12 protein-coding genes are annotated in these 16,452 nt (G+C 71.3%); 3 read left to right on the forward strand and 9 right to left on the reverse strand.

The annotated features are described in order from the left end of the window. Nucleotides 1-6 precede the first annotated feature (6 nt). From IE177_RS25435 to IE177_RS25470, 8 genes are all read right to left on the reverse strand, one after another. On the reverse strand, nt 7-723 hold the full coding sequence (locus IE177_RS25435) for an ABC transporter ATP-binding protein (RefSeq protein ID WP_190017748.1): 717 nt from the start codon (nt 721-723) through the stop codon (nt 7-9). Further along, on the reverse strand, nt 720-1,631 hold the full coding sequence (locus IE177_RS25440; RefSeq protein ID WP_190017749.1) for an ABC transporter ATP-binding protein: 912 nt from the start codon (nt 1,629-1,631) through the stop codon (nt 720-722). The genes IE177_RS25435 and IE177_RS25440 overlap by 4 nt, the downstream gene beginning before the upstream one ends. Nucleotides 1,632-1,636: 5 nt before the next feature. Continuing rightward, on the reverse strand, nt 1,637-3,460 hold the full coding sequence (locus IE177_RS25445) for a branched-chain amino acid ABC transporter permease (RefSeq protein ID WP_190017750.1): 1,824 nt from the start codon (nt 3,458-3,460) through the stop codon (nt 1,637-1,639). Nucleotides 3,461-3,465: 5 nt separating this feature from the next. Further along, the gene (locus IE177_RS25450; protein ID WP_190017751.1) at nt 3,466-4,398 is read right to left on the reverse strand and encodes a branched-chain amino acid ABC transporter permease; all 933 of its coding nucleotides are present in this window, start codon (nt 4,396-4,398) and stop codon (nt 3,466-3,468) included. Nucleotides 4,399-4,510: 112 nt separating this feature from the next. Next, complete coding sequence (locus tag IE177_RS25455) at nt 4,511-5,749, reverse strand: branched-chain amino acid ABC transporter substrate-binding protein (RefSeq protein ID WP_190017752.1); 1,239 nt, start codon at nt 5,747-5,749, stop codon at nt 4,511-4,513. A 571-nt stretch (nt 5,750-6,320) separates the two neighbouring features. Next, entirely contained in the window at nt 6,321-6,737 is a 417-nt protein-coding gene (locus IE177_RS25460; RefSeq protein ID WP_190017753.1) for a hypothetical protein, read from the reverse strand. Nucleotides 6,738-6,819: 82 nt separating this feature from the next. Continuing rightward, nucleotides 6,820-7,311, reverse strand: coding sequence for a hotdog fold thioesterase (locus tag IE177_RS25465; RefSeq protein ID WP_190017754.1), 492 nt, complete (start codon nt 7,309-7,311; stop codon nt 6,820-6,822). A 53-nt stretch (nt 7,312-7,364) separates the two neighbouring features. Next, nucleotides 7,365-9,677 carry an FdhF/YdeP family oxidoreductase gene (locus IE177_RS25470; protein WP_190017755.1) on the reverse strand — a complete coding sequence of 771 codons (2,313 nt, stop codon included), beginning with the start codon at nt 9,675-9,677 and terminating at the stop codon, nt 7,365-7,367. A gap of 255 nt (nt 9,678-9,932) precedes the next feature. On the opposite strand from IE177_RS25470, the gene polA reads away from it, so the two are divergent. After that, on the forward strand, nt 9,933-12,659 hold the full coding sequence (polA, locus tag IE177_RS25475; RefSeq protein ID WP_190017756.1) for a DNA polymerase I: 2,727 nt from the start codon (nt 9,933-9,935) through the stop codon (nt 12,657-12,659). A 350-nt stretch (nt 12,660-13,009) separates the two neighbouring features. Then, the gene (locus IE177_RS25480; RefSeq protein WP_190017757.1) at nt 13,010-13,441 is read left to right on the forward strand and encodes a hypothetical protein; all 432 of its coding nucleotides are present in this window, start codon (nt 13,010-13,012) and stop codon (nt 13,439-13,441) included. Here the strand turns inward: IE177_RS25480 and IE177_RS25485 are convergent. Continuing rightward, nucleotides 13,341-14,219 carry a DUF4184 family protein gene (locus IE177_RS25485; RefSeq protein WP_190017822.1) on the reverse strand — a complete coding sequence of 293 codons (879 nt, stop codon included), beginning with the start codon at nt 14,217-14,219 and terminating at the stop codon, nt 13,341-13,343. The genes IE177_RS25480 and IE177_RS25485 overlap by 101 nt on opposite strands. Nucleotides 14,220-14,536: 317 nt before the next feature. Between IE177_RS25485 and IE177_RS25490 the strand changes: the two genes are divergently transcribed. Continuing rightward, on the forward strand, nt 14,537-16,303 hold the full coding sequence (locus IE177_RS25490) for a lytic transglycosylase domain-containing protein (RefSeq protein ID WP_190017758.1): 1,767 nt from the start codon (nt 14,537-14,539) through the stop codon (nt 16,301-16,303). Nucleotides 16,304-16,452: the final 149 nt, after the last annotated feature.

The raw sequence follows: 16,452 nt of genomic DNA on the forward strand, positions 1-16,452 counted from the left end.
TGGGGGTCAGTCCTCGCCGAGGTAGGCCTTGCGGACGGACTCGTCGTGGAGCAGGTCCTGGCCGGTGCCGGACAGGACGATGTTGCCGACTTCCATGACGTGGCCCTGGTCGGCGAGGGAGAGTGCCGCCTGGGCGTTCTGCTCGATGAGCAGGATGGTCATGCCCTGGGACTTCAGTTCGGCGATGGTCGCCATGATCTTCTGCATCATGATCGGTGACAGGCCCATGGAGGGTTCGTCGAGCATGAGCAGTTTGGGCTGGGACATGAGTGCCCTGCCCATGGCGAGCATCTGCTGTTCGCCGCCGGAGAGGGTGCCGGCGGCCTGCTTCCTGCGTTCCCCGAGGATGGGGAAGAGGTCGTAGGCGCGCTGGATGTCCTTCTCGATGCCGGGTCTGTCGCTGCGCAGGAAGGCGCCGAGGCGGAGGTTGTCCTCGATGGTCATGCGCGGGAAGATGTGGCGGCCTTCGGGGGAGTGGGCGAGGCCCAGGGAGACCACCTGGTGGGCGGGGATCTTCTTCAGCGATTTGCCGTTGAATTTGATCTGGCCGCCGACGGGCTTGAGCAGTCCGGAGAGGGTGCGCAGGGTGGTGGTCTTGCCGGCGCCGTTGGTGCCGATGAGGGTGACGACCTGGCCGGCTTCGACCTTGAAGGAGATGCCCTTGACGGCTTCGATCTTGCCGTAGGCGACTCGCAGGTCCTCGACTTCGAGCAGTGCGGTCATCGGTCGTTCTCCTTGCCGGGCGCGGCGTCCGTTGTGGTCTCGGCGTGCGCTTCGGCGGCCTCGACCTCGGCGACCTCGTCGTCGCCGGGCGCGTTCTCGAAGGGTTCGCCGAGGTAGGCGGCGATGACCCGTTCGTCGCCCTGGACGGTTGCGCTGTCGCCTTCGATCAGCTTCTCGCCCTGGACGAGGACGGCCACCCGGTCGCAGAGGTTCATGATGAAGCGCATGTCGTGCTCGATGACGAGGACGGCGATGCCCATGTCGCGGATGGCGAAGACGAGTTCCTCGGTGGCGCGGGTTTCCTGGGGGTTCATGCCGGCCGTGGGTTCGTCGAGGAGGAGCAGGCCGGGCTCGCTGGCGAGGGCGCGGGCGATCTCGAGTTTGCGCTGTTCGCCGTAGGGGAGGTTGCGGGCGAGGTGTTCGGACTTCTTCTCGAGGCCCACGAACGTCAGCAGTTCCATGGCCCGTTCGCGGGAGGCCTTTTCCGCGCGGTGGAAGCCGGGGCCGCGCAGCAGTGCGGACCAGAGGCCTTCCTTGGTGCGGGTGTGGCGGCCGACGAGGACGTTTTCCAGGACGGTCATGTTGGCGAAGAGCCGGATGTTCTGGAAGGTGCGTGCGATGCCGGCGGCGGTGACCTTGAAGGATTTGGGCGGCAGGACGTTGCCCTTGTAGCGGACTTCGCCCTCGGTGGGGATGTAGAGGCCGGTGAGGCAGTTGAAGAAGGTGGTCTTGCCGGCGCCGTTGGGGCCGATGAGGCCGACGATCTCTCCGCTGTTGACGGTGAGGTCGACGTTGCGTACGGCGGTGAGTCCGCCGAAGCGCATGGTGACGCCGCGGGCGTCGAGGACGGTCTGGCCGGGGGCGGTGGCGCCGGGGGCGGCGTCCTTGGTGGTGGTGTCGGTAGTCATCGTGGTCAGGCCCCTGCCTTGCTGAGGACGGCGGGCGCTTCGGTCTCCTCGTGGAACTCGAGCTGCCGGCGCCGGTTGGGGATGAGGCCCTCGGGGCGGAAGCGCATCAGGATTACGAGCGCGACGCCGAAGGCGAAGAGCTGGTAGTCGCCCAGGAATTGGAGCTTGGCGGGGATGAGGTAGAGGAGGGCGGCGCCGACGAGGGGTCCGGCGATGGTGCCCATGCCGCCGAGGACGACCGCGGCCAGGAGGAAGGCGGAGTTGGGTGGGACGACGTGTGCGAACTGGTACTGCTCGGGGGTCACGGTGTAGGTGACGTGGGCCTGGACGGAGCCGGCGAGGCCGGCGAGGCAGGCGCCGAGGGCGAAGGCGATGAGCTTGACGCGGAAGCCGTTGATGCCCATGGCGAGGGCGGCGGTCTCGTCCTCGCGGATGGCGATCCAGGCGCGGCCGATGCGGGAGTCGCTGCTGCGCCGGAAGACGACGACCACGACGAGCGTGATGAGGAGCATCAGCAGGAAGTAGTTCGCGAAGCGGCCGACGGTGGTGCCGAGGATCTGGTGTTCCTGGCCGAGGTCGAAGCCGAGGATGTTGAGGTTCGGGACCGAGGAGATGCCGTTGGAGCCGTTGGTGACGTCGGGTCCGGAGGTGCCGTCCATGTTGAGGACGGTGATGCGGAAGATCTCGCCGAAGCCGAGGGTGACGATGGCGAGGTAGTCGCCGCGCAGTCGGAGGGTGGGGGCGCCGATGAGGACGCCGAAGACCATGGCGACGGCGGCGCCGAGGAGGGCGGAGGCCCAGAAGGGCCACTGGACGTGCAGGGGGGAGGAGGGGGAGCCGGAGACCAGGGCGGCGGTGTAGGCGCCGACGCCGAGGAAGGCGACGTAGCCGAGGTCGAGGAGGCCGGCGAGGCCGACGACGATGTTGAGGCCGAGGGCGACGGTGGCGAAGATCAGGATGTAGACGCCGATGGTCGCGTACTGGTCGTCGGACTGGGTGAAGGGGAAGGCGGCGGCGGCGATGAAGGCGCCGGCCATGGTGCTGTTGCGGTGGCGTGCGGTGATCGCCGAGACCCGGGCCACGAGCCCGGCCTTGGCGAGTGCGGCGAAGCCGAAGCCGGCGGTGATGAGGAAGCCGATGAACAGCTGGTCGTACTCGGTGCCGATGCCGTAGGTGAAGACGGTGAGGCCGAGGGCCATGGCGGCGACGATGACGAGGATCTCGGCGTAGGCCGGGAGCTTGGCCGCGGGGGCGGGGGGTTTGGCGGCGAAGGCGGCCTTGACGGTGTTCCAGTTCTGGCGGCTCTGGTGGCGGAACTTCTCCCAGCCGGTGTCGTCGGGGTCGGCGAGTTCGGGCTGGGGGCGCTCGAAGGGCAGCGCGAGGGCGCCGATGAGGGCGGCCAGGGTGGTGGCGGCGACGACGTAGCCGCCGGGTTCGAGGTTGACGACGCCGCCGAGGTCGGTGCTGATGGCGATGACGGTGTACCAGGCGGTGGCGAAGGTGCCGAGTGCGGCCGTCTTGACGGCGCTGTCGGCGCTGCCGGGGGTGAGGAGGCTGAGGCCCTTGATGCCGTAGGAGGCGAGGCCGAAGAGGGTGGTGAGGGCGCCGCCGATGAGGACGAGGACCTGGAGGCCGCCGGGGTAGCCGTAGACGGTGAGGTCGCCGGGGAAGGCGGCGGTCCAGGTCCAGGCGAGGAAGGTGGAGATGATGGTGAGGGCGCCGCCGGCGGTGGCCAGTGCCCGTCCGAGTGGTGCGGGCAGGCCGATGAGGCTGGTCTGTGCGGCGGTGGGGGTGCTGGGGGTTTCCGCTGTGGTGGTCTGTGTGGTCATCGGTGTCACGCCCTGTCCGCGACGCGCTCGCCGAGCAGGCCTTGTGGCCTGAAGAGGAGCACGAGGATGAGGAGTACGAACGCCCAGACGTCTGCCCAGGACTGGCTGCCGAACTTGTCCATGCCGGGGATGTCGGCGATGTAGGCGGTGGACAGGGCTTCGGCGACGCCGAGGACGAGGCCGCCGAGCATGGCGCCGTAGATGTTTCCGATGCCGCCGAGGACGGCCGCGGTGAAGGCCTTGAGGCCGAGGATGAAGCCCATGCGGAAGTCGATCTGGCCGTACTTGAGGCCGTAGGCGACGGATCCGACGGCGGCGAAGGTGGCGCCGAGGGCGAACGCGATGACGATGATGCGGTCGGTGTTGACGCCCATGAGCTTGGCGGTGTCGGGGTCCTGGGCGGTGGCCTGCATGCCGCGTCCGGTGCGGGTGCGCATCACGAAGTAGGCGAGGATGCCCATGCTGAGGGGGGCGGCGGCGACGAGGAAGATGTCACCGGTCTGGATGGTGACGTTGCCGATCTCGAAGGGGCCGCCCGGGATGCTGGGGAAGGTGCGGGCGGACTTGGCGCCGGGGTACCAGGCCCATACCGCCTGCTGCAGGGCCAGGGAGAGGCCGATGGCGGTGATGAGGGGGGCGAGGCGGGGGGCGCTGCGCAGGGGGCGGTAGGCGAACCGTTCCGCTCCGACGGCGACGGTGACGGCGACGAGGATGGCGCCGATGAGCATCAGCGGCAGGGCCACCCACATGGAGGTGCCGTCGGGAAGTACGTATGCGTAGACCGTGAGTGCGCCGAAGGCGCCGGTCATGAAGATCTCGCCGTGGGCGAAGTTGATGAGCTGGACGATGCCGTAGACCATTGTGTAGCCGATGGCGACCAGCCCGTACATGGATCCTAGTAGCAGGCCGTTGACCAGCTGCTGCGGCAGTTCGTTCACCGCATGTCCTCCGAGACGTTCGGAAAGTTCGACGGATGTGACCGGATGCGAGTCCGCGCGGGGCGCCAGTGTTGATGAGCGCCCCGCGCGGCTCGGCTGGTGCGGGTGTGGGTCAGCTGCCGTTGTAGGTGCCGGAGTCCACGGCCTTCCAGGCGTTGCCGTTGACGGAGTAGACGGTGAGCTGCTTGTTGGTGGCGTCGCCGTACTCGTCGAAGGAGACCTTGCCGGTCACGCCGTCGAAGGAGACGTTCTGCATGGCGGCGGTGACCTTGGCGCGGGCGTCGTCGGGGAGCTTGCCGCCGTTGTCGTCGACGACCTTCTTGACGGCCTCGATGATGGACCAGGCGGAGTCGTAGGAGTAGCCGCCGTAGGCCGCGTAGGCCTCCTTGTAACCCGCCGCCTTGTAGTTGGCGACGAATTCCTTGGCGGAGGGGAGGGTTTCGACGGGTGCGCCGACGGAGGTGGCGAGGTCGCCCGCGCCCTTGGCGCCGGCCAGCTTGATGAAGTCGTCGGCGTAGATGCCGTCGCCGCCGACCAGCGGGACCTTGGCGCCGGCGGCCTTGATCTGCTTGCTGAGGGGGCCGGCCTGGGGGTATTCGCCGCCGTAGTAGACGACCTGGGCGCCGGAGTTCTTCACCTTGGTGGCGACCGCGGAGAAGTCCTTGGTGTCGGGGTTGATGTGCTCGGTGCCGACGATCTTGCCGCCGAGCTTCTTGAACTCGTCGGTGAAGGTGGCGGCGAGGCCGGCGCCGTAGGTCTTCTTGTCGTCGATGATGAAGGCCTTGGTCTTCTTGGCCTTCTTGTAGACGTACTGGGCGGCGAAGGGGCCCTGGATGGCGTCGGTGGTGGCGGTGCGGAAGTAGGACTTGTAGGCCCGCGTCTTGGACTTCTGCCAGTCGTCGCCCTGGGTCAGTGCCGGGTTGGTGTTGGCCGGCGAGACCTCGACGAGCTTGGCGTCGTCGAAGACCTTCTGCATGGACTGGGCGACGGAGGAGTTGAGCGGGCCGACGACGCCGAGGACGTCCTTGTTGCCGACGAACTTGGTGGCGTTCGACTGGCCGGAGGAGGGCTGGGCCTGGTCGTCGGCGGCCTCGATCTTGAAGGTGACGCCCTTGACGTAGTTCTTCTTGTTGGCCTGCTTGGCCGCGAGGTCCACCGAGTTCCGGATGCCCAGGCCGAGTGCGGACAGGTCGCCGGTCAGCGGGGCGTCGACGCCGATGACGACGGTGGTGCCGCCGCCGTTGCCGGAGTCCGAGCCCTTGTCGCCGCTGTCGCGCGAGCCGCAGGCGGTGAGGGTGAGTGCTCCCGCCGCCAGGGCGGCGGTGATGGCGATGAGCGAACGTTGACGCACGATCAGTCCTTTCCGCTGGACGACCGCATCCCCGTGGAGACGGTCGAGCCGCGCGCCTGTCCGAAGTGTGTCGGGTCGGAGTGGGAATCCGACGGCGCGGTGACTGGCCGTGACTCTAGGCGTGTGTGGGGAACGTGGAGGAGTGTCTGGCCAAGGCTGTGACGCTCTTGTTATGACACGAGGTAATGCAGAGCGGTACGCGGTGGGGGGAACGGCGGAATTCGAGCCGTTTCGCCCTGTCCGCATGGTGAGAACCTGCAGGACTCACCGCGATGCGTTCAGGTGTCTCGGGGGTTTTGGTGATTACTTAACTCTGTTGCTGCAGGCGACTTCCAGGCCGTGCCGAGGGTCCTGTGCGCGGCGTGGATCGTGGGGGAATCCGTGATTCTGTATTGCGCGCGTATATACGCTCAGTTACTTCCGGGAAAGGGAGCCCGGCGTTCCCCGGTACTTTTCCGCATTGCGTCACGTGCATGCTTTTGGTGATCTTGCGGTGGGAACCCGCTTTTGTCCGCGGGGGCGCGGGAGGGGCCGTCGCGGCCCTCGTCCGGTCCGGGCGGGCCGGTGCCGCTCAGGTCCAGGGGCCCCCGGTCCGTGCTCCGTGGCGGTAGCGCTCGGTGCAGGCCTGTCCCGCCTGACGGTCGATCAGGTCGTGTGCGGCGGGAAGGCCTTGTCGTCGCCGCACGGCCCGCGCGGCGGTCACGACGTCCCTGAGGATGTCGTACTGCCCGTTGGACAGGCCCATCGACTGGTAGTCGCCGTAGGTGCCGCTGTCGAGGGCGGCGCGCGCCCAGTGCGCGACGAGCCGGGTGCACAGGTCCGCGTCGGAGGGCGGGGACGCGGTGGCCCGGGTGGGCGCGGGAACGGGGGTGGGGTGCGGGGGGTCCGCGGGCCGGTCGCAGCCCGTCACGCAGAGCAGGGCCGCCAGTGCCGGCCCCAGTATCGGCAGTCCCGCCGCCCCCGGCCGGGGGCCTCCTCGCCGTCCCATGTGCCGAAGCTAGGGGCGGGGGCGGCGAGGGGCAATGGTCCTGCGCCGGGGTCCTGCGTCGGGGTCCTGCGTCGGGGTCCGCTCAGCGGCCGTCGGGGCGCGCGTGTGCCTCGCCGCCCGGCCTGGCGTCCCGCAGCAGGCAGGTCAGCCGGGCGGTGCACACCCGGCGGCCCTCCTCGTCGCTGATCACGATCTCGTACGTGGCCGTCGACCGGCCCCGGTGCACGGGCGTGGCCACGCCGGTCACCAGGCCCGAGCGGACCCCGCGGTGGTGCGTGCAGTTCAGGTCGACGCCGACCGCGATCTTGGAGCTGCCGCCGTGCAGCATGGAGCCGACCGAGCCGAGGGTCTCCGCGAGCACCGCGGAGGCGCCGCCGTGCAGCAGGCCGTAGGGCTGGGTGTTGCCCTCCACCGGCATGGTGCCGACGACCTTCTCGGGTGCGGCCTCCAGGATCTGCACGCCCATCCGCGTGCCGAGGTGGCCGGCCGAGAACAGGGCGGGCAGGTCCACGCCGAGCGCCGCGTACTCGTCGATGATCTCCTGCGGGAACTTCACGTGCTGCTGCTCACCCATCGGCCCGGCTCCGTTCGGTCGTACACCTGTCTGTCCGTCGGCTGAGCGAACGCTCAGTCGGTCGCCGATTGTTCCAGACGCCTCTCCCCGCCCTCCGCGCAGCCCTCGAGGCGCACGACGACGGACTTGCTGGCGGGGGTGTTGCTGGTGTCGGCGGTGGCGTCCAGCGGGACGAGGACGTTCGTCTCGGGGTAGTAGGCCGCCGCGCATCCCGGCGCCGTCGGGTAGAGCACGACCCGGAACCCGGGCGCCCGCCGCTCCAGCCCGTCCCTCCACTCGCTCACCAGGTCCACGTACGACCCGTCGGCGACGCCCAGCGCCCGGGCGTCCCGCGGGTTCACCAGCACCACCCGGCGCCCGCCGGTGATGCCCCGGTAGCGGTCGTCGAGGCCGTAGATCGTGGTGTTGTACTGGTCGTGCGAGCGCAGCGTCTGCAGCAGCAGCCGGCCCTCGGGCAGTTCGGGGTACTCCACCGGCGCCGCCGTGAAGTTGGCCTTGCCGGTGGCGGTGGGGAAGCGGCGCTCGTCGCGGGGGGCGTGCGGCAGCGTGAAGCCGCCCGGGCGGGCCACGCGCGCGTTGAAGTCCTCGAAGCCGGGGATCACGCGGGCGATGCGGTCGCGGATCGCGGCGTAGTCGTGTGCGAACTCCTCCCACGGCACGACGCTCCTCTCGCCGAGCACGCGGCGGGCGAGGCCGCAGACGATGGCCGGCTCGGACTTCAGCCGGGGGCTCGCCGGGGCGAGGCGGCCGCGCGAGGCGTGCACCATGCCCATGGAGTCCTCGACCGTCACGAACTGCTCGCCGCCGCCCTGCAGATCGCGTTCCGTGCGTCCCAGGGTTGGCAGGATCAGTGCCCGTGCGCCCGTGACCACGTGCGAGCGGTTCAGCTTGGTCGACACGTGCACGGTCAGCCGCGCCCGTCGCATGGCCGCCTCGGTCACCTCCGTGTCGGGGGAGGCGGCGACGAAGTTGCCGCCCATGGCGAAGAACACCTTGGCCTCGCCGTCGCGCAGCGCGCGGATGGCGCGTACGACGTCGAAGCCGTGCTCGCGCGGAGGCGTGAACCCGAACTCCTTCTCCAGGGCGTCCAGGAACGCCGGGGCGGGCCGTTCGAAGATGCCCATCGTGCGGTCGCCCTGCACGTTGGAGTGGCCGCGCACCGGGCACACGCCCGCGCCCGTGCGGCCGATGTTGCCGCGCAGCAGCAGGAAGTTGACCACCTCGCGGATGGTCGGGACGGAGTGCTTGTGCTGGGTGAGACCCATGGCCCAGCAGACGATGGTCCGTTCCGAGGCGAGCACCATGCGCAGCGCCTCCTCGATCTCCTCCTGGGCGAGACCGGTCGCCGTCAGCGTCCCGGCCCAGTCGGCGGTCCGGGCGGCCTCGGCGAACTCCTCGAAGCCGTGGGTGTGTTCGCGTACGAACTCCTCGTCGACCGCGCCGGGCGTCTGCAGGATCATCTTGTTGAGGAGGCGGAAGAGGGCCTGGTCGCCGCCGATGCGGATCTGCAGGAAGAGGTCGGTCAGGGCGGCGCCCTTGAGCATGCCCTTGGGGGTCTGCGGGTTCTTGAAGCGTTCGAGGCCCGCCTCGGGCAGCGGGTTGACGCTGATGATCCGTGCGCCGTTCGCCTTGGCCTTCTCCAGCGCGGACAGCATGCGCGGGTGGTTCGTCCCCGGGTTCTGCCCGGCGACGATGATCAGGTCGGCCTGGTGCAGGTCCTCCAGCAGGACGCTGCCCTTGCCGATGCCGATGGTCTCCGACAGTGCGGAGCCCGAGGACTCGTGGCACATGTTGGAGCAGTCCGGCAGGTTGTTCGTGCCGAGCTCGCGGGCGAAGAGCTGGTACAGGAACGCTGCCTCGTTGCTGGTGCGGCCGGAGGTGTAGAAGACGGCCTCGTCGGGGGAGCCGAGTGCGGCGATCTCCTCGGCGACGATGTCGAAGGCGCGTTCCCAGCTGACCGGCTCGTAGTGCTCCGCGCCTTCGGGCAGGTACATGGGGTGGGTGAGGCGGCCCTGCTGGCCCAGCCAGTAGCCGCTGCGGCGGGCCAGGTCCGCGACGGGGTGCGCGGCGAAGAACTCGGGTGTGACCCGGCGCAGTGTCGCCTCCTCGGCGACGGCCTTGGCGCCGTTCTCGCAGAACTCCGCCTTGTGCCGGTGGTCGGGCTCCGGCCAGGCGCAGCCCGGGCAGTCGAAGCCGTCCTTCTGGTTGACCCGCAGCAGGGTCAGCGCGGTGCGCCGCACTCCCATCTGCCGCTGGGCGACGCGCAGGGTGTGGCCGACGGCCGGCAGGCCCGCGGCCGCGTGCTGGGGCTCCGTGACCCGCGGCGCGTCCTGCACCGGATCACCCTTGGGCGGCTTCGTCGCCATCGCACGCTCCCCTTCGACTGCGTGTGAGAAGTACCTCGACCGTGTGCGAGAAGTACGCCGACGATCCTCCCACGGGCCGGTGACAGCGGTCCGGGCCGGGCGGCGGGGGAAGCGGGGCGGGCCGGGCGGGGGAGGTGGGGCGGACCGGGCGGGGGAGGTGGGGCCCCGTCCGACGCGGGGTGCGCCGGGCGGGGGGCCGTGGCGGGCGCGGTCGCCGGGTCGGGACTGTCGGTGCGGCGTGGCAGGATCGGGGACGTGGCGAAGACAGCATCGAAGAAGACCGACAAGACCCCCGGCGGTACCCGTCCCCGGCTGATGCTCATGGACGGGCACTCGCTGGCCTACCGCGCGTTCTTCGCGCTGCCCGCGGAGAACTTCACGACCGCGACCGGCCAGCCGACGAACGCGATCTACGGTTTCGCGTCGATGCTGGCCAACACGCTGCGTGACGAGGCGCCGACGCACTTCGCGGTGGCCTTCGACGTCTCGCGCAAGACCTGGCGCTCGGAGCGGTTCACGGAGTACAAGGCGAACCGCTCCAAGACGCCCGACGAGTTCAGGGGTCAGGTGGAGCTGATCGGCGAGCTGCTGGACGCGATGGGGGCGCGGCGTTTCGCGGTGGAGGGCTTCGAGGCGGACGACGTCATCGCCACCCTCGCCACCCGGGCCGAGGCCGACGGTTTTGAAGTGCTGATCGTCACCGGTGACCGCGACTCCTTCCAGCTGGTCACCGAGAACACCACCGTCCTGTACCCGACGAAGGGCGTCTCGGAGCTGACCCGGTTCACTCCGGAGAAGGTTTTCGAGAAGTACGGACTGACGCCCGCGCAGTACCCGGACTTCGCCGCCCTGCGGGGTGACCCGTCCGACAACCTGCCCGGCATCCCGGGCGTCGGCGAGAAGACCGCCGCGAAGTGGATCAACCAGTTCGGTTCGTTCGCGGAGCTGGTCGAGCGCGTCGAGGAGGTCAAGGGCAAGGCCGGGCAGAACCTGCGCGACCATCTGGAGTCGGTGAAGCTCAACCGCCTGCTGACCGAGCTGGAGCGCGGTGTCGAGCTGCCGGGGACGGTCGCGGACCTGGAGCGGATGGCCTACGACCGCAAGGCCGTCGCGATGGTCCTGGACACCCTGGAGATCCGCAACCCGTCCCTGCGTGAGCGTCTGTTCGCCGTGGACCCGGGCGTGGAGGAGGCCGAGGTCACGCCGGTCGCCGCCGACGGCGTGGAGATCGACGGACGGGTTCTGGGCACCGGCGAGCTGGCCGGCTGGCTGACGGAGCACGGCACGGGGACGGTGGGCGTCGCCACCGTCGACACCTGGGCCCTGGGCGCCGGCTCGGTCGCCGAGGTGGCTCTGGCGGCGCCCGGGGGAGCGGCCGCGTGGTTCGATCCCGCCGAGCTGGACGAGGCCGACGAGAACGCGTTCGGGGCCTGGCTGGCCGACGCCGGCCGCGCCAAGGTGTTCCACAACGCCAAGGGCGCCATGCGTGTCCTCGCCGAGCACGGCTGGAGCGTCGAGGGCGTCGCGATGGACACCGCGCTCGCCGCCTACCTGGTCAAGCCGGGCCGCCGCTCCTTCGACCTGGACGCCCTGTCCATGGAGTACCTGCACCGCGAGCTGGGGCCCGCCGCCGCGGCCGACGGCCAGCTGGCCTTCGGCGCGGACGACGGCGCGGAGGCCGAGGCGCTGATGATCAAGGCCCGTGCCGTCCTGGACCTGGGCGAGGCCTTCGAGGGCCGCCTGGCGGAGGTCGGCGCCGCCGACCTGCTGCGGGACATGGAGCTGCCCACCTCCGTCCTGCTCGCCCGCATGGAGCGGCACGGCATCGCGGCCGACCGCACGCACCTCGAGGCGATGGAGCAGATGTTCGCCGGTGCGGTGCAGCAGGCCGTGAAGGAGGCCCACGCCGCCGCGGGCCACGAGTTCAACCTGGGCTCGCCCAAACAGCTGCAGGAGGTCCTCTTCGGCGAGCTGGCCCTGCCGAAGACGAAGAAGACGAAGACCGGCTACACCACCGACGCCGACGCCCTGGCCTGGCTCGCCACCCAGACCGACAACGAACTGCCTGTGATCATGCTCCGGCACCGTGAGCAGGCGAAGCTGCGCGTCACGGTCGAGGGCCTGATCAAGACCATCGCGGGCGACGGCCGTATCCACACCACCTTCAACCAGACGGTGGCCGCGACCGGCCGGCTGTCCTCCACGGACCCGAACCTGCAGAACATCCCCGTCCGCACGGACGAGGGCCGGGCGATCCGCCGGGGCTTCGTCGTCGGCGAGGGCTTCGAGTCGCTGATGACCGCCGACTACAGCCAGATCGAGCTGCGCGTGATGGCCCACCTCTCCGAGGACGAGGGCCTGATCCAGGCGTTCACCTCCGGTGAGGACCTGCACACCACGGCCGCCGCCCAGGTGTTCGGCGTCGCGCCCACCGCGGTGGACGCGGAGATGCGCCGCAAGATCAAGGCCATGTCGTACGGCCTGGCGTACGGTCTGTCGGCGTTCGGCCTGTCCCAGCAGCTGAACATCGAGGCGGCGGAGGCCCGCGGCCTGATGGACGCGTACTTCGAGCGCTTCGGCGGCGTGCGGGACTACCTGCGCCGGGCGGTCGACGAGGCCCGGGCGACCGGCTACACGGCGACGCTCTTCGGCCGCCGTCGCTACCTCCCCGACCTCAACAGCGACAACCGCCAGCGCCGCGAGGCCGCCGAGCGCATGGCCCTCAACGCGCCCATCCAGGGCACGGCGGCGGACATCGTGAAGATCGCCATGCTCAAGGTGGACAGCGCGCTGCGGGACGCGGGCCTGGGGTCCCGCATGCTCCTCCAGGTCCACGACGAGATCGTCCTGGAGATCGCCCCCGGCGAGCGGGCGGCCGCCGAGGAGATCGTCCGCCGCGAGATGGCGAACGCCGTGCGGCTGCGCGCCCCGCTGGACGTCTCGGTGGGCGTGGGCCCGGACTGGGAGTCGGCGGCGCACTGACGCGTGCCGGCCGGGCGGGAGGGGCCGTCGCCCCGACGTGCCCTCCCGGCCGCCGGCGAGGTGCCCACCGGCGCAGCGGCCACCGTCCGCCGCGTCGGCGGGGTGCCGTCCGGGGTAACCGGTCCGGTGCCTGCCGCGTCGGCGGGCTGCCGTCGGTCATCCGGGCATCCGCCGCGTGGGCGGGGTGCCGGCCCCGGCCGGGTCCGTCACGCGCACGGCACCGTCGGCCGGATCCCGCTGCACCCGCGGTCACCTGCCCGCAGGACCCGTCGTACGCACGGCCGGGGCCCGTCACTCGCACGGCCCCCGCCGAGACGCCCCCCGCCCTCCGCAGCCGCAACACTGCGGGCATGGGTATACGCATGCTTCACCGCCGGACGCCCGACGCGGTCACCCGGGTCTGGGCGGCGGACACCGTCTCGGCGCAGGCCATGCCCGCCTCGCCGGTCCCGGCCCTCGCGGCCGGCGCAAGCACCGCCCGCATCCCGGCCGACCCGGCCGACGCCGCGCGCAGGGCCGCCACCGGACTGCGGCGCCGGCTCGCCGGCCTCACCGCCCGCGCGGACCGCGCCCTGGACCGGCGACCATGGGCCGAACTGGCCCGCGGCTATCTCGCCCTGGCGCTCAGCCTGGTCCCGCGGGCGCGCCCCCGGCACACGCTCACCGTCTTCGTCGCGTCCCTCACCGAGAGACCGGCCGCCCCCGGTCCGCCGCGACCGTGCCAACAGGTCCCCCGGCCTCCCCAGGACCGCCCGGAACCGGGCCCGGACGCCACACCCTGACCCCGACGGCGTACAGGAACAGCCCCAGCAGCACCCCGGTGCCCACCCCGAAGCACAGGGTGGGCACCAGCTCCCACGGCCCCGCCGACGCACCCCGGTGCCCCCACCACCGCGCCGCCCGCTGCACCGCCCCGGCCAGCGCGCAGCCCCCGATCACCACCAGCGCCCCGCACCGGTCCCGCGCGGAAAGCACCGGCACCCCCACCGGCTCCCCGCCGGGCATACACCGCAGCGCACGGACCAGGAAGAGAACGATCACCACGGCACCCGCCACCGACGAGGCGTACTGGAGCCAGGAGTACAGCGGCTCGCCCGCCGGGTGGACCCGTCCGATGGCCGGAATCAGCCTTGTCCCCCACCGGTCGTGATGCGTGAACGCGTCCCACACCACATGGGTCAGCGCACCCAGCACCGCGGACACGTACCACCACGCCGCCGGGACGGCGCGCACGCGCGCGCGGGGCACACCGCAGCGCAGCAGAGCGGCCGGCCGCCCCTGCCGGGCCCGCGGCAGCAGCGCGACCAGCGGCTCGCGCAGGAGCAGCCACAGCCCCGCCAGCGCCCAGGCGATGAGCACGTCGACGGTCGCGACCCCGGCGAACGAGTGGGTGACCGCGCCGAATTCCATCGCGCCCGGCACGACGCTCGCCGCGTAGTAGGTCAGGTCGGGTGCGAAGGAGCCCGCGGTGAGCACCGCCGGCACCAGCCGGCCCCGGCCGGTGGCGTCCCGGCGCATCGCGGGCAGCACGGCCGCCGCATGGCTGAGCGTGAACGGCAACGCAGGCCCCCCGGAAAGGTAGTCGGCCCGTCCACCGCACCCGGTGATCAGGCCCGTCCAGTATGCGGGACCGCCGTACACGACGCGCACGACGACCACAGTCGGCCAACCGGTGAATCGCGGGCACCAAGCGGTGCGTTCACCAAGCGAGTTGTCGTAGGGTCACCTGCGGCGCGTGCCTGACGCACGGTCGGACACACTTCCCGCACAGGGAAAGACGCGACAGGGGCAACCAGAGCAGCGGGTCAACCGTCACACCAGAGCGAGGCAGACGGACGGAGACGGACGCGACGGCGTCCACGGGAGGGGTTCACTCTATGGCGGCGCATTTCGGCAGGCGGCTGCGCAAGGGAGCGGCGACCACCGCCGTGGCCGCGGCGGCGGTCGCGGCTCTCTCCGCGTCCCAGGCTCCGGGGGCGACCGGCGACGACCACGGCAGACAGGCGGCGGCGGGCGCGTCCTCGCCCGTGCCCGACGCGGCAGGCGGCGGTGACGCCACCGGCGACTCGCCCTACTTCACGGACCTGCCGCCGCTGAAGAGCCCCAAGCCGAGCCCCTCGTCGAGCATCGACACCCCCGTCTCCCGGGGCGAGGCCGAGGCGGGCATCCCGGCGACCGTCCTCGACGCCTACAAGAGGGCCGAGGCCGAACTGCGCACCACCAAGCCGGGATGCAACCTTCCCTGGCAACTGCTCGCCGCCATCGGCAAGGTCGAGTCGGGCCAGGCCCGCGGCGGCCGGGTCGACGCCGACGGCACCACGCTCGGGCGGATCCTCGGCCCGCAGCTCGACGGCAACGGCTTCGCGCTCATCCCGGACACCGACGACGGCGCGTACGACGGCAACAGCCGGTACGACCAGGCCGTCGGCCCCATGCAGTTCATCCCGTCGACGTGGGCCTGGGCGGGCCGCGACGGCAACGACGACGGCGCGAAGGACCCCAACAACGTCTACGACGCCGCCCTCGCCGCCGGCCACTACCTGTGCCGCAACGACTGGGACATGTCCGGCGACGCCGGCCTGCACAGCGCGATCCTCAGCTACAACAACTCGCAGGACTACCTGAACCTCGTCCTGAACTGGCTGGAGTACTACCGCAAGGGCACGCACTCCGTGCCCGACGGCACCGGCACCATCCCGTCGCACCGCAGCGACAACGGCACCCCGCCCGGCAAGTCCCCGAAGCCGTCCCACCCGCCGCGGACCTCGCCGGCCCCCAAGCCGGACCCGAAGCCGGACCCGAAGCCGGACCCGAAGCCGGATCCGAAGCCGCACGATCCCGGCGACGGCAACGAGACCCCGCGCCCGACCCCGCCGAAGCCGCCCGTCCCGCCGACGCCCCCGCAGACCCCCACCGACACGGTGGACCACCTGGAGGACGCGGGCACGGCCGAGCTCACCGCGATGGCGGGTGACACCTTCGGCGACCGGATCGGCACCCGCGCCGAGACCAAGGCCGGCAAGGCCGTCGGCAAGGTCAGGATCAGGTTCACCATCACCGGTGACACCGACGCCGCCTTCACCGGCGGCGAGAAGGTGGCCACCGTCGCCACGGACGCCAAGGGCGTCGCCCTCGCCCCGGCGCTCCAGGCGGGCGAGAAGACCGGCGTCTTCAAGGTCACCGCGGCCGTCGTCGGCCGCCCGGTCGCCGGCGTCGGCTACACGGCCACGGTCACCGCGCGCGCCGCCGACACCCTGGCCCGCACCGCCGACACCCCGCTGACCTGCGTGCCGGGCGGCGAGTTCGCCGACCAGGTCCAGGTGAAGGCGACGTACAAGGGCGCCGTCGCGGACAAGGTCGCGGCCACCGCCACCCTGATCAAGTCCGGCGACGACACCACCGAGAACGACAAGGGCCCCTACTTCAAGGACGCCGACGGCAAGCCCGTACGCACCCTCACCGGTCTTCGGACGGACGGCAAGGGGCTGCTCACGCTGCCGAAGCTGTACGCCGACGACACCACCGGCACCTTCCTGCTGCGCGTCACCACCACGGGCGGCGCCACGCTCACCGTGGAGCTGAAGGTCGCGGCTGCCGCCGACGCCCCCGAGAGCGCCTCGCCGAGCCCGTCCGCCTCCTCCTGAGCCCTTAACCGGGCCGCACAGGACACCAAAGGCGCCCTTCCCGCTCCGGCGGGCAGGGCGCCCTTCTCGTCGCGGGCCCCCCGGAGGCCCGGGCAGGAACCGTCATGCGCGTCCGCGGCAGGGATCCCGTCACGCGCGCCCGGAGGCCC

The organism is Streptomyces lucensis JCM 4490 (genome assembly GCF_014650035.1).
In the GTDB taxonomy this organism is placed as follows: domain Bacteria; phylum Actinomycetota; class Actinomycetes; order Streptomycetales; family Streptomycetaceae; genus Streptomyces; species Streptomyces lucensis.

What these genes read in the sequence shown, in the direction of transcription:
- IE177_RS25460 (WP_190017753.1), bottom strand. Translation starts at nt 6,737, where the DNA reads ATGGGACGGCGAGGAGGCCCCCGGCCGGGGGCGGCGGGACTGCCGATA.
- IE177_RS25480 (WP_190017757.1), top strand. Translation starts at nt 13,010, where the DNA reads ATGGGTATACGCATGCTTCACCGCCGGACGCCCGACGCGGTCACCCGG.
- IE177_RS25445 (WP_190017750.1), bottom strand. Translation starts at nt 3,460, where the DNA reads ATGACCACACAGACCACCACAGCGGAAACCCCCAGCACCCCCACCGCC.
- IE177_RS25470 (WP_190017755.1), bottom strand. Translation starts at nt 9,677, where the DNA reads ATGGCGACGAAGCCGCCCAAGGGTGATCCGGTGCAGGACGCGCCGCGG.
- IE177_RS25465 (WP_190017754.1), bottom strand. Translation starts at nt 7,311, where the DNA reads ATGGGTGAGCAGCAGCACGTGAAGTTCCCGCAGGAGATCATCGACGAG.
- IE177_RS25440 (WP_190017749.1), bottom strand. Translation starts at nt 1,631, where the DNA reads ATGACTACCGACACCACCACCAAGGACGCCGCCCCCGGCGCCACCGCC.
- IE177_RS25490 (WP_190017758.1), top strand. Translation starts at nt 14,537, where the DNA reads ATGGCGGCGCATTTCGGCAGGCGGCTGCGCAAGGGAGCGGCGACCACC.
- IE177_RS25435 (WP_190017748.1), bottom strand. Translation starts at nt 723, where the DNA reads ATGACCGCACTGCTCGAAGTCGAGGACCTGCGAGTCGCCTACGGCAAG.